This window comes from Rhodococcus sp. NPDC060090 (genome assembly GCF_042729855.1).
GTDB lineage: Bacteria > Actinomycetota > Actinomycetes > Mycobacteriales > Mycobacteriaceae > Rhodococcus.
In genome coordinates, this window is record NZ_JBHWXB010000004.1 from 180,167 (window position 1) to 192,364 (window position 12,198).

General features: G+C 66.6%; 13 protein-coding genes. 6 read left to right on the top strand and 7 right to left on the bottom strand.

Going from position 1 to position 12,198, the window contains the following annotated elements; all coding sequences use genetic code 11:
* Window positions 1-32 precede the first annotated feature (32 nt).
* The 3 genes from ACFWCF_RS07400 to bla form a co-directional block, all read right to left on the bottom strand.
* A complete protein-coding gene (locus ACFWCF_RS07400) occupies window positions 33-1,331 on the bottom strand; it encodes a citrate synthase (RefSeq protein ID WP_378489197.1) in 1,299 nt (432 codons plus the stop codon).
* A 221-nt stretch (window positions 1,332-1,552) separates the two neighbouring features.
* Window positions 1,553-2,491 (bottom strand): aldose epimerase, encoded by a 939-nt coding sequence (locus tag ACFWCF_RS07405; protein ID WP_378559081.1) that lies wholly within the window; start codon window positions 2,489-2,491, stop codon window positions 1,553-1,555.
* A gap of 68 nt (window positions 2,492-2,559) precedes the next feature.
* Complete coding sequence (gene bla, locus ACFWCF_RS07410) at window positions 2,560-3,468, bottom strand: class A beta-lactamase (protein WP_378559084.1); 909 nt, start codon at window positions 3,466-3,468, stop codon at window positions 2,560-2,562.
* Between the two features lie 218 nt (window positions 3,469-3,686).
* On the opposite strand from bla, the gene ACFWCF_RS07415 reads away from it, so the two are divergent.
* Window positions 3,687-4,562, top strand: coding sequence for a LysR family transcriptional regulator (locus ACFWCF_RS07415; RefSeq protein ID WP_378559087.1), 876 nt, complete (start codon window positions 3,687-3,689; stop codon window positions 4,560-4,562).
* Window positions 4,559-5,470, top strand: coding sequence for a serine hydrolase (locus ACFWCF_RS07420; protein ID WP_378559090.1), 912 nt, complete (start codon window positions 4,559-4,561; stop codon window positions 5,468-5,470). The genes ACFWCF_RS07415 and ACFWCF_RS07420 overlap by 4 nt, the downstream gene beginning before the upstream one ends.
* Window positions 5,471-5,509: 39 nt before the next feature.
* On the opposite strand, the gene pdxH is transcribed toward ACFWCF_RS07420, so the two are convergent.
* Window positions 5,510-6,193 carry a pyridoxamine 5'-phosphate oxidase gene (pdxH, locus tag ACFWCF_RS07425; RefSeq protein WP_378559094.1) on the bottom strand — a complete coding sequence of 228 codons (684 nt, stop codon included), beginning with the start codon at window positions 6,191-6,193 and terminating at the stop codon, window positions 5,510-5,512.
* Between the two features lie 173 nt (window positions 6,194-6,366).
* Between pdxH and ACFWCF_RS07430 the strand changes: the two genes are divergently transcribed.
* The 4 genes from ACFWCF_RS07430 to ACFWCF_RS07445 all read left to right on the top strand — a co-directional run bounded on the left by ACFWCF_RS07430 (window position 6,367) and on the right by ACFWCF_RS07445 (window position 10,566).
* Window positions 6,367-7,494, top strand: coding sequence for a citrate synthase 2 (locus ACFWCF_RS07430; RefSeq protein WP_378559097.1), 1,128 nt, complete (start codon window positions 6,367-6,369; stop codon window positions 7,492-7,494).
* 67 nt (window positions 7,495-7,561) lie between these two features.
* Window positions 7,562-8,683 carry a phosphoserine transaminase gene (serC, locus tag ACFWCF_RS07435; protein ID WP_378559100.1) on the top strand — a complete coding sequence of 374 codons (1,122 nt, stop codon included), beginning with the start codon at window positions 7,562-7,564 and terminating at the stop codon, window positions 8,681-8,683.
* Between the two features lie 262 nt (window positions 8,684-8,945).
* Window positions 8,946-9,836 (top strand): septation protein SepH, encoded by an 891-nt coding sequence (gene sepH, locus ACFWCF_RS07440; protein WP_378559103.1) that lies wholly within the window; start codon window positions 8,946-8,948, stop codon window positions 9,834-9,836.
* Window positions 9,837-9,846: 10 nt separating this feature from the next.
* Window positions 9,847-10,566 carry a DUF6928 family protein gene (locus tag ACFWCF_RS07445; protein ID WP_378559106.1) on the top strand — a complete coding sequence of 240 codons (720 nt, stop codon included), beginning with the start codon at window positions 9,847-9,849 and terminating at the stop codon, window positions 10,564-10,566.
* 12 nt (window positions 10,567-10,578) lie between these two features.
* Here the strand turns inward: ACFWCF_RS07445 and ACFWCF_RS07450 are convergent, their stop codons facing one another.
* The 3 genes from ACFWCF_RS07450 to ACFWCF_RS07460 are packed head-to-tail and all read right to left on the bottom strand — an operon-like array spanning window position 10,579 to window position 12,159.
* On the bottom strand, window positions 10,579-10,854 hold the full coding sequence (locus ACFWCF_RS07450) for a DUF2537 domain-containing protein (RefSeq protein WP_378559109.1): 276 nt from the start codon (window positions 10,852-10,854) through the stop codon (window positions 10,579-10,581).
* Window positions 10,851-11,681, bottom strand: a complete 831-nt coding sequence (locus tag ACFWCF_RS07455; RefSeq protein WP_378559429.1) for a TrmH family RNA methyltransferase — start codon at window positions 11,679-11,681, stop codon at window positions 10,851-10,853. The genes ACFWCF_RS07450 and ACFWCF_RS07455 overlap by 4 nt, the downstream gene beginning before the upstream one ends.
* A gap of 46 nt (window positions 11,682-11,727) precedes the next feature.
* Window positions 11,728-12,159, bottom strand: coding sequence for a MarR family winged helix-turn-helix transcriptional regulator (locus ACFWCF_RS07460; protein WP_378559112.1), 432 nt, complete (start codon window positions 12,157-12,159; stop codon window positions 11,728-11,730).
* Between the last annotated feature and the right edge of the window lie 39 nt (window positions 12,160-12,198).

Below are 12,198 nucleotides of genomic sequence, written 5' to 3' on the forward strand. Positions count from 1 at the left end.
CGGTCGATCGTCTCACTCATGGTGGATGGCACTCAGCGTGCGTCGAGTCCCTGGTAGTCGCGCTCGGTGTAACCGGTGTAGATCTGGCGCGGGCGGCCGATCTTCAGAGTCGGATCCGAATGCATCTCACGCCAGTGCGCGATCCAGCCCGGCAGGCGACCCAGCGCGAACAGCACGGTGAACATGCGGTCCGGGAATCCCATCGCCCGGTAGATCAGGCCCGTGTAGAAGTCCACGTTCGGGTACAGCTTGCGCTCGATGAAGTACTCATCGGTCAGCGCGGCTTCTTCGAGCTTCATCGCGATCTCGAGCAGCTCGTCGCCGGCGCCGAGCTTGTTGAGAATCTTGTCCGCGGTCTTCTTCACGATCGCAGCACGCGGATCGTAGTTGCGGTAGACGCGGTGCCCGAAGCCCATGAGCTTCACGCCGTCTTCCTTGTTCTTGACCTTGCGCACGAACTCGCTGACGTCACCGCCGGAGAGCTTGATCTGATCGAGCATCTCGAGCACGGCCTGATTGGCGCCACCGTGCAGGGGGCCCCACAACGCGTTGATTCCGCCCGAGATGGAGGTGAACAGGTTGGCGTCGGACGAGCCGACCAGCCGAACCGTCGAGGTGGAGCAGTTCTGCTCGTGGTCGGCATGCAGGATCAGCAGCATGTCGAGCGCCTTGGCGATCTCGGGGTCGATCTCGTACGGCTCGGCCGGGAACCCGAACGTCATGCGCATGAAGTTCTCGACCAGCGACAACGAGTTGTCGGGGTAGAGGAACGGCTGACCGACGGACTTCTTGTACGCGTACGCAGCGATCGTCGGCAGCTTGGCCAGCAGACGGATCGTCGACAGCTCTACCTGCTCGGTGTCGTCCGGGTCGAGTGAGTCCGGGTAGTACGCGGACAACGCGTTCACGGCACTCGAGACCACCGGCATCGGGTGCGCGTTGCGCGGGAATCCGTCGAAGAAGCGCTTGAGGTCCTCGTGCAGCAGCGTGTGCCGGCGGATCTGATCGGTGAAGACATCGAGCTGGTCGGTGGTCGGCAGCTCACCGTAGATCAGCAGGTAGCTGACCTCGATGAACGTCGACTTCTCCGCCAGCTGCTCGATGGGGTATCCGCGGTACCGCAGGATTCCCTTCTCGCCATCGATGTATGTGATCGCCGACTTGGTGGAGGCGGTGTTGACGAAACCGGGATCAAGGGTGGTGTACCCCGTGTCCGCAAGGAGCTTGCCGAGCTCGATGCCGTCATTGCCTTCCGTCGCCTTGGCGATAGCCATTGTGTGCTCGCCACCGGGGTAGCTGAGGGTGGGCTGTGTGTCATTCTCAGCGGGCACGAAGGATCCCTCTCAAGCTCAGACCTACCAGAAACTTCCGAACATTCACGTAGAACCTAACGGTTCAGTGGCCGCAGCGCGGAGGCAGGGTCGGTCGAAAGTCCCGGAACGGTGCGTCACACCCACCGTCGACGGGAGCTCGACTTCCTCCTCCGAATCCCAGGGGGGAGGTCGCTGCACACCGCTCACCAGCACCGATCGTACGCGGCGTGCGGCAGAACTCATCTGTCGGCTTCGTATCCTCGCAGTCCCCATCGTCCGCTCCACCGTTCTCCCGACTGCAGGACCAGCAGGTCGATGCCGAGGTTGAACGCGTCGGGTGGGCACGTCATCGGGGCGAGCACGAGCGCACGGGGTTCGGCGTCCTCGATCGTCGTCGCCTGGAGCCATCCGAAGCCCGGACCGGTCCAGAGTTCGACTCCTCGGCCGTCCGCTCCGCACAGCCGGTGCCGGGAGTTGCCGTCGAGATCCGCGTCGAGAGCACTGAAGGGAACATCGAGGTGCACACCCTCCAGAGACCTCGGCCGGGTGAAGTCGTACTCGGTGTTCGTGACGGACTGCGAGTATGCAGCGGGCAAGGCCCGCGCGCGGTCGAGCGGCATTCTCGTCCCGGCTGCCACCTGCAGCGTGCACTCGTCGAGCGGGATGTCGCCGACCCGCAGGTACGGGCGCACCCCCACCCCGAACGGCGAGTGGTACCCGCCGACGTTCGTCGCAGTGTGGGTGACGGTGAGACCATCCGGGCCCAGCTCATGCGCGACCGTCAACCGCAGTTGGTAGGGCCAGCCCTTGTGCAGCCCCACTTCCAGCGTCTGCTGAATCCTCGAATCGGTGAGCGCAGAGACCTCCCAGCTCCGATACCAGGCGAGACCGTTCACCGCGGCGCCCCGCTCGGAATCGGTGAGGGCGAGTTGATGCTCGATTCCATCGAAGTAGAAGTGCCCGTCGCGGATGCCGCCGGGCCACGGTGCGAGCACCGCGCCGCCGTAGTTCAGTGGGGGCTCGTGGCCGCCGGGGGTCTCGACCAGCCGGTAGGGCTGCACCGATCCCTGCATGTACGAGGGGTCGTCGTAGTCGAGTGCGAGCAGTGCGGCACCGGTACCGGACACCGTGGCACGGTATCCGCCACCTCGGATCGAGTGGTGGAGCGGCTCGGACATGATCATCAGTGTGCCTGCCGGGCACAGTCTCCACGGCCGATTCGGCCTGCCGGTTCAACGTCTCCGAATCAGGGCGCGACCCGCAGCTCCGCCACGAGCGCGGCCGTCGCATCCACGATCGGGGCGTTCTCGAAGGGAGCATCGACGTCCCCCGTCGTGGAATCGGAGAGAATCACCAGCACCAACGGCTCGCCATCCGGCGACCAGACGACTCCGGCGTCATTGACGGTGCCGTAATAGCCTCCCCCGGACTTGTCTGCGGCTACCCAGCCCGACGGGAGCCCCGCACGCATCTTCGTGTCGGATGTGCTGCTCGCGCGCATCCATCCCGTGAGCATGCGTTGACGTGCCGGGTCGAGCGTCGAGCTGAGGAGCAGCTCCCGATAGCCGCGCGCCAGCCCCTCCGCGGTCGTCGTGTCGCGCTCATCGCCGCGCACGGCATCGTTCAGCTCGGGTTCCCACCGGTCGAGGCGCGTCGTCTCGTCGCCCACCGAGCGCGCGAGCGTGGTGACCGCGGGCGGTCCGCCGATCTGTCGCAGCAGGAGGTTGCCTGCGGTGTTGTCGCTACGCGTGAGCGCAGCCTCACAGAGTTGCTCGACGGTCATCACCCTGCCTTGATGTTCGGAGGTCACCGGCGAGTTCACGACGATATCGCCCGGTTCGATGACGACGGTGTCGTCGAGCCGGAGCCGTCCTTCGGATTCGAGTTGCAGGATGCCCGCTGCCGCGTAGACCTTGAAAAGCGAACACATCGCGAACCGCTCGTCGCCGCGATGCGTGTAGGTACGGCCACTGTCCGGTGAATACGCGAGAACCCCGAGACGCACCGCGTGCCGATTTTCGAGCTCGGTGAGGCGCTCGTCGAGCGCGGTCGAGCGGATCGTCATCTCGGGTACTGCACCGGCCGGGGCCTGGTCCGGAGCGGTCTCGGCGCTCGGTGTTCCGCATGCTGCCGCGACGGGGATCGACGCAACCATAAGAGTCGAGGAGAGAAAACCTCTGCGGGACAGTGTCGTTCGATGCTGGTTCATGCCATCACCACAGCACCCGAGCGACGCGGGCCGCCAATATCCGCACGTGCCGGGAGCGGGTCGCAAAAAGTATCGCCGCTGGTGGGCGACCCGGAAGTCGCGAACACCGGGTACCCGGGACACCGATCCGCCGGCCGCGGCGCGGACGCTGGTTCAATGGCGTCATGGATCTGATCCGCCACCTCCGCTTCTTCGTCACCGTCGCGGAAGAAGGGCATTTCGGGCGCGCGGCAGCCACGCTGAACATGACACAACCCCCTCTGTCGCAAGGGCTTCGACGACTCGAGCAGCACATCGGCACCGATCTGGTGCACCGGACCCGGCAAGGAGCGGTACTGACCGCCGCCGGCACCGCACTACTCCCCCGTGCACGGCTGCTCGTCGACGACTCCGAGCGATTCCTCGCCGAAGCCGAACGCATCTCGGAGGCGCGGGGCGTCGTTCGCTGGGGTGCAACGGCTACCCTCCCCGACCGGACACTCACCGCGTGCGCCGCAGCGCTGCGCACCGAACCGGACGTGACGGTCTCGACCGAGGTGTCCTCCACGGTCGATCTGGTGGCCGCGGTCCGGTCCGGCATGTGCGACCTCGCGGTCGTCGAACACCCCGCGCTCCTCGACGGCGTCGAGGCGGGACCGGTGACGAAGGTGCCGCGATGGGTGATCGTGCCTGCGGCGCACCGCAGCGCCCGAGCGGAACGTCCCCGCTTCCCGATGCTCTCCGACCTGTCGTTCGCGGCGCTTCCTCGAACCGGTAACCCGGCGAGTTTCGATTCCACACAGGACATTCTGCGAGAACGGGGTCTCGACATCGACGCAACAACCGTCCCTGACGACCGGACGGCACTTGCTGCGGTCGCCGCTGGCATGCACTTCGGGATATCCACTGCGCCCCCGCGCTCGGTTCCCGGTGTCGCGTGGCTGACTCTCGCGCCGGATGCCATCGCTCTGCGTGTGCGCGTCGTGTGGCGTCCCGGCGCCGAGGTCGACCGGCACGTCGCGGCGATCGATCGCGTTCTGTTCCGGGAGCGAGTGAAATGAGCACGGCTGCCGATCGGATCCAGGCGGTGTTCGCCGACGCCGGGTGCAGCGGCTGGTTGCACGCGCGCCGGTGTTCGGACGACGACGCCGTGTTGTCGGTGCGCGGCGACCAGCGGGTGGTGCTCGCCTCGGTGTACAAACTGCCGTTGTTCCTCGCGTTCTGTGCAGAGGTGGATGCGGGCAGGATCGATCCGACGTCCGAGTTGCGGATCGTGCCGTCGGAGTGCACGCCTGGCGCGACCGGCATCGCGACCATGCGTGATCCGGTCACCATGAGCAGGCGCGATATCGCTGCGTCGATGATGACCGTCTCCGACAACGCCGCCGCCGACGTGCTGCTCGGTGAGATCGGCACCGCCGCGGTCCACGCCATGCTCGCCCGACTCCGCCTCGAGCACACGAACATCGTGGGCGGCACCTCGGACATATACCGAAGACTGGTCGAGGAGACGGACAGCCACACCACAGTCGAGGCGTTCAAGGCCCTGACCGACAACGACGAAGCGTGGTCGGTTTCGGCCTACGACCCCGCGTTCACAAGCGCCACCACTCCCGAGGAGATGACGCGACTGCTGGCCGCGGTGTGGGCCGGTGAGGTGCTCTCCGCCGAGCAGACGAGTTTCGTTCAGAACGTGATGCGCAGCCAGATCTGGCCCCATCGCATCGCGACAGCCTTTCCGTATCGCGGGGTCATGATCGCGGGAAAGACCGGCACGATCGGCATCATCCGCAACGAGGTCGCGGTCGTCGAATTCCCCGGCGAGCACCCGGTGGCGGTCGCGGTGTTCACGCGCGCTGCCCGCGCAGAACCATCTCTTCCGGTAGTCGACGCGGCGATCGGTGAGGCCGCGCGGATCGCCGTCACCGAACTGCGTGCGCCGAACATGTCGAGTGTGCAGTTGTTCTGAATCCGCCCGGCGTGTCGCGACAACAACTGCACACTCGAATCACGGCTGCAGCCGCTGGGTATGCCACCGGCCGTCGACGAGCCTGGTACGCACGCGGTTGTGCATCCGGTTGGGTCTGCCCTGCCAGAATTCGACGAAGTCCGGGGATATCCGGAAGCCACCCCAGAACGGGGGCACGGGAATGTCGTCGTCGATGCCGAACCGCTCACCGGCCTCGACGAGCGCGTGATCGAGGTCTGCGCGCGACGCAACGGGCTGCGACTGCGCAGACGCCCACGCGCCCAGTTGTGAGCCGCGCGGCCTGGTCCGCCAGTAGGTCTGTGTCTCCTCGGCCGAGACACGGGTGACCGGGCCCCGGATACTGATCTGCCGGTGCAGCGGCAGCCACACGAACGTCGCCGATGCGTACGGCACCGCGTCGAGGTGGCGTGCTTTGTCGGAGCCGTAGTTGGTGAAGAAGGTGACGCCGTCGGTGTCGATTCCTTTGCACAGCACCGTTCGGGTCGCGGGGTGGCCGAGTTCGTCGACGGTGCCGAGGACGATGGCGTTCGGTTCGGGAACACCTGCGGATACCGCGGCCGCCAGCCAGCGTCGTGCACACGGAAGCCAGCCGTCATCGAGGTCTCCGGGACCGAGATCGATGTCCGGCGACTCCTCCACCGGAGCGGACGGTGTGTAGTTCACACGCATCGACGCGAACGGGTTCTGCGGATCCTGCTGCACGATGTGAAGATACTCCGAGTACTCGGGCCGGTCCGGCCGGTCGTACAGGGTCGCGGGCGACTAGAGTTCCTCACGACGACCGAATGAGTTGCCGATCACAAGACGACGAACTCATTGCACCGGCAGTGCAGCCCGGACCGGGCCGCACCTGAACGAGGAGAAGCCAGACCGTCATGGCATCACACGCGCCCGTACCCGAAGACTTCGTTGCCGGACTCGAAGGTGTCGTGGCTTTCACCAGCGACATCGCCGAACCCGACAAAGACGGTGGCTCGCTGCGATACCGCGGTGTCGATATCGAAGAACTCGTCGGCAGAGGCGTGACCTTCGGCGACGTGTGGGCACTGCTCGTCGACGCCGAATTCGGCCGCGGACTACACCCCGCCGAACCGTTCCCGCTGCCCATCCACACCGGCGACGTACGCGTCGACGTGCAGGCCGGCCTCGCCATGCTCGCACCCATCTGGGGGTTCTCCCCGCTGCTCGACATCGACGACGCCACTGCCCGCGACAACCTCGCACGCTCGGCCGTGATGGCCCTGTCGTACGTCGCGCAATCGGCACGCGGCATCTACCAGCCGGCCGTACCGCAGGCCCGCGTCGACGAGGCACAGACCGTCACCGAACGCTTCATGGTGCGCTGGAAAGGCGAGCCCGACCCGAAGCACGTCGAGGCCATCGACGCCTACTGGGTGTCCGCCGCCGAACACGGCATGAACGCCTCCACGTTCACCGCCCGCGTCATCGCCTCGACCGGCGCCGATGCCCCGGCCGCCCTGTCGGGCGCCGTGGGTGCGATGTCCGGCCCTTTGCACGGCGGTGCACCCGCACGCGTACTGCCGATGATCGAGGAAACCGAGCGCAGCGGCGACCCGCGCGCCATGGTCAAGGGGATCCTCGACCGCAAAGAGAAGCTCATGGGCTTCGGCCACCGCGTGTACCGCGCGGAAGATCCCCGCGCCCGTGTCCTGCGCGCTACCGCCAAGCGACTCGACGCACCCCGCTACGAGGCCGCTGCCGCTCTCGAGCAGGCCGCACTCGCCGAGCTGCGTGAGCGTCGCCCCGACCGCGCAATCGAAACGAACGTCGAATTCTGGGCTGCGGTCATCCTGGACTTCGCCGAGGTTCCCGCCGCGATGATGCCCGCGATGTTCACGTGCGGCCGTACCGGCGGCTGGTGCGCGCACATTCTCGAGCAGAAGAAGCTCGGCAAGCTGGTGCGTCCGGCAGCGATCTACACCGGTCCCGATCCGCGTTCCGCCGAGACGGTCGCGGGATGGGATTCGATCACACATCGGTGATCGGCGGCGCAGGGCGGTTTAGACTACTTCCTGCACTTGTCCCTCGACGCTTAGGACACGCTTTCCGATGGCTGACGCTTCACCGATCATTCCCGCCGATCTCAAGCCCGCCGACGGCCGCTTCGGCTGCGGCCCCTCCAAGGTCCGCCCCGAGCAGCTGCAGTCGCTGGTAGATGTCGGCGCTTCGGTGTTCGGCACCAGCCACCGCCAGAAGCCCGTCAAGGACGTCGTGGCGCGTGTCCGCTCCGGTCTGCGCGACCTCTTCTCGCTGCCCGAGGGCTACGAGGTCGTGCTCGGCAACGGCGGCACCACCGCGTTCTGGGATGCCGCCGCATTCGGCCTGGTCCGCGAGCGTTCGCAGCACTTCACGTACGGCGAGTTCTCGTCGAAGTTCGCGACCGTCACGAAGAACAACCCGTTCATCGGCGACCCGATCGTCGTGAGCGCCGATCCGGGCTCGGCTCCCGAGATCGTTGCCGACTCGTCCGTCGACCTGATCGGCTGGGCGCACAACGAGACGTCGACCGGTGTTGCTGTGCCGGTGTCGCGTCCCGCGGGCTCCGAGAACGCGCTGATCGCGATCGACGCCACGTCGGGCGCGGGTGGTCTGCCTGTGAACATCGCCGACACCGACGTCTACTACTTCGCGCCGCAGAAGTGCTTCGCGGCCGACGGCGGCCTGTGGATCGCGCTGATGAGCCCAGCTGCGCTCGAGCGTGTCGCCGAGATCAAGGCGTCGGGCCGGTTCACGCCGGAGTTCCTGTCGCTGCCGATCGCTGTCGACAACAGCAGTAAGGATCAGACCTACAACACTCCGGCGCTCGCGACGCTGCTGTTGTTCGCCGACCAGATCGAGTGGATGAACAGCAACGGCGGGCTGGACTGGACGGTCGCGCGCACGAAGGATTCGTCGTCGCGTCTGTACGAGTGGGCCGAGGCTTCCGAGTTCGCCACGTCTTTCGTCACCGACCCGGCTCTGCGGTCGCAGGTGGTCGGCACCATCGACTTCACCGAGTCGGTCGACGCGGCAAAGGTCGCAAAGATCCTGCGCGCCAACGGCATTGTCGACACCGAGCCGTACCGCAAGCTCGGCCGGAACCAGTTGCGCGTCGGCATGTTCCCGGCGATCGATCCCGAGGACATCACGCAGCTGACCAAGAGCATCGACTGGGTCGTCTCCCAGCTCTGATCTCCACAGCCCTGATTGCACAGCCCTGACTTCACAGCGCTGATCACACGAGGGCCGGACCCATACGCGGTCCGGCCCTCGCACCATCCCCGAAACCCTCAACCGCACATCGAGACATAATCGGCAAACTTAGGACCATAACGCCCCCGAGAGCATTTCTTGTGACCCCACTCGGCGTGGCGCGGCGTGTTGACCGCCCGGATCGAGGACAACTCCGATAATCTCGGGAAAGTCGATCGCGAGCCGGCGCGAGGAGGTCAGTGTGCGAGAACTGAAGGTGGTGGGTCTCGAGCCGGATGCTAAGCATGTGGTGCTCGCGGACCCCACAACGGGGGACAAGTTTCGCATTCCGGTCGACGACACACTTCGTGCCGCTTCGCGCGGCGACCTTGCCCGACTGGGGCAGATCCAGATCGAAACCGCCAGCGCACTCCGCCCGCGGGAGATCCAGGCCCGCATCAGGGCCGGCGCGTCGGTCGAGCAAGTTGCCGAGGAAGCCGGGATCCCGCTCTCGAAGGTCGAGCGTTTCGCGTATCCGGTACTGCTCGAGCGTTCCCGCGCGGCCGAGATGGCACAGAAGGGTCATCCGGTGCGTCCCGACGGCCCCACGGTGCAGACGCTCCTCGAGATCGTCTCGCAGGCATTCCGTTCACGCGGACACAACCTCGACGACGCGACCTGGGATGCATGGCGCGACGACGACGGGCACTGGGTCGCTCAACTCGAGTGGCAGGCCGGTCGTTCCACCAATGCTGCGCACTGGCGCTACCAGCCCGATGCGCACGGCGGCACCATCGCCGCACTCGACGACATCGCCGCAGATCTCGTCGACCCGGATTGCGGTCGTCCTCTCCGCTACCTGACGCCGGTGTACTCCTCGCGCGACACCGACGACACGATGGAGACCGAACCCGAACGGTTCGTCGCTGCGCCGGCCGACGCGGTCGTCATCGACCGGCAGCCGGAGCCCGCCGACCACGAAGCCCACGCGGCCGAGACAGCACGGACGATTCCCGTCGTCGCCGACCACGAACCCGACGCGGCCGCGGCGACCAAGCCGGCAGCGAGCGCGAACAAAGACAAGCGTGGCAAGCCCGCGTTACCGTCGTGGGACGACGTACTGCTCGGCGTCCGCAGCAACGGACGCGCCTGAGGCCGAGCCGATGGCGGCGGTCGTGTCGACGCTCTGGTACGTCGACGCCCCGGATCCTGCTGCAGTACTGCGTAATTCGACTCCCGACCGCGATACCGCGCACGCTGTACTCGCGCGGCTGCATCCCGATCGGCACGCCACAGCGGTCGGTCGCGCGACACTCACCCAGGTGGCTGCGGGCAAGGGAGCCGACGATGCCGACTTCGACGACAACACGATCTTCGTCGGCAGCTTTCCCGGTGTCACCGTGGTGTGCAGCCGCGAACTCGCCCATCGGCGTCCCTCCGCGGTGGGCGACAAGTGGCTGCACACACTCGCCTCCGAGAACACCTACCTGATCGTGTCCGACGCCGCCGGAGGGTGGGGTTCGTTCGGCGCATGGGAGCGAGGCACGCTCCGGCGCGCATTCGGCGCCGGAGCGATCGAGTTCTACGAGGACGAAGGCATCCCGTTCGTGTGGGAACGTCCGTACTGGTCTGGCGAACACCCCATGCGATGGCCGTCCGGGGCCGTTCCGCATCCCGAAGCGCTGCCGTTCCATCCCCGCCGCCTCGTCGAAGCCGCCAACGCCGCGTGGCTCGGCTTCCGGTATGTCGGTCGCGGCGACGACGAACCCGATCCGGGCGACATCCAGGTGTGGAGTTTCACCCTGTGTCCATCGGGAGAAGCAGCACCGCCTGCTGCGCAGCAGACCAGGCAACCCTGGTGGCGTCGCGCGGTGGGCTTGTAGTTCTCGCCGCGCTCACCCGAACAGCAACACGCCCCACGCCACGGGCACTGCGGCAGCGATGCCCATCGACACCCACCGCCACACCGGTCGCCGGCGCCAGACCAGGAGGGTCGGTGTGGCCCCCGCAACAGCAACGACATTGACGAACACCGCCACCACGGGATGGATGTCGACGAGTACCTCTCCGATCGCGATGAACGTGACCACCGTTATCGCGAAGACGAACGCGGTCAGCGTCAGCCCTGTCGACCACGGGGTGGTCGGCGCGGGCACGGACGCCGCACTCACCGCGGGATCCGAACCCGCTCGTAGAACGCCATCGCCGCGGCCGTCGCCACATTGAGAGAATCGGTTCCCGTCGCCATCGGGATGCGAGCACGCACATCGGTCGCGCGCATCGCGGACTCGGTCAACCCCGGTCCTTCCGCGCCGAGCAGCAACGCCACCTTCTCCCCCGTCATCGCCTCGGCCAGCGGTACCGCCTCCGGATTCGGGGTCAGCGAAATCAGCTGGAAGCCCCGGTCACGAAGCGTATCGAGGTCGTACGGCCAGTCGTCGACGTGTGCGAACGGGACGCGCAGGACATGCCCCATCGACACGCGCACCGCACGACGGTACAGCGGATCGGCGCAGCCCTTACCGAACAGCACTGCATCGACGCCGAATCCTGCCGCGTTGCGGAACATCGACCCGATGTTCTCGTGATCGTTGATGCCTTCGAGCACCGCGACAGTAGTGGCCTTCTCGATCACCTCGACGACGTCGAGCGGCCGGGGCCGATACGCGACCCCGAATACTCCTCGATTGAGGTGGAAGCCGACCACCTCGGCCATGGTGTCCGCGTCGGTCCGGTAGAACGGCACCTCCGGTGACAATCCCGCCCATCCCCCGTTGTCGCACACAGCGTCGGCCAGTTCACCGAGACGGCGATCGACGCCGAGCATGGCATGCAGCGGGAAGCGGGAGTCGAGCATGCGCTGGACGACCAGTCCGCCTTCGGCGACCACCAATCCCTTGCCGCCGGGCAGATCAGGACGGCGGTCCGAGGAATTGAGGTCGCGGAAGTCGTCCAACCGAGGGTCGGCGGGATCGTCGATGTCGATGACGTGAACCACCACCACATTCTCCCAGCCGGAGACGTGATCGCCGCATCGGAGTCGGCTAGCCGTCCTCGGACACCAACTCCGTCAGGATGACCACGGCGTCGCGCAGGGTCGCGACACTCGCGTCGTCGAGTCGGGCGAGCCGCTCGGTCAACCACTCCTCGCGCGCTTGGTGCTCCTCCATGAGCAGGCTGTCTCCCACAGGCGACAGCTTGACGATGATCTGCCTGCCGTCGGTGGGGTGCGGAGTGCGCTCCACCAGACCGAGTTCGTTCAGCGACGCGATCACACGGGTCATCGACGGCGGCTGAACCCGTTCGCGGGAGGCGAGCACCCCGGGGGTCATCGCCCCCTCCGTCCGCAATGTCTGCATCGCCGACAGTTGGGTCAGAGTGACTCGGGAATGGCTGCGCTGCCCCCGTAGATGACGCGTCAAACGCACCACAGCAAGCGCGAGGTCGCCTGCGAGTGCCCGTGTGTCCGAGATCATGGCGAGGACAATACGGGACAGACCGGACCTTCGACCCGC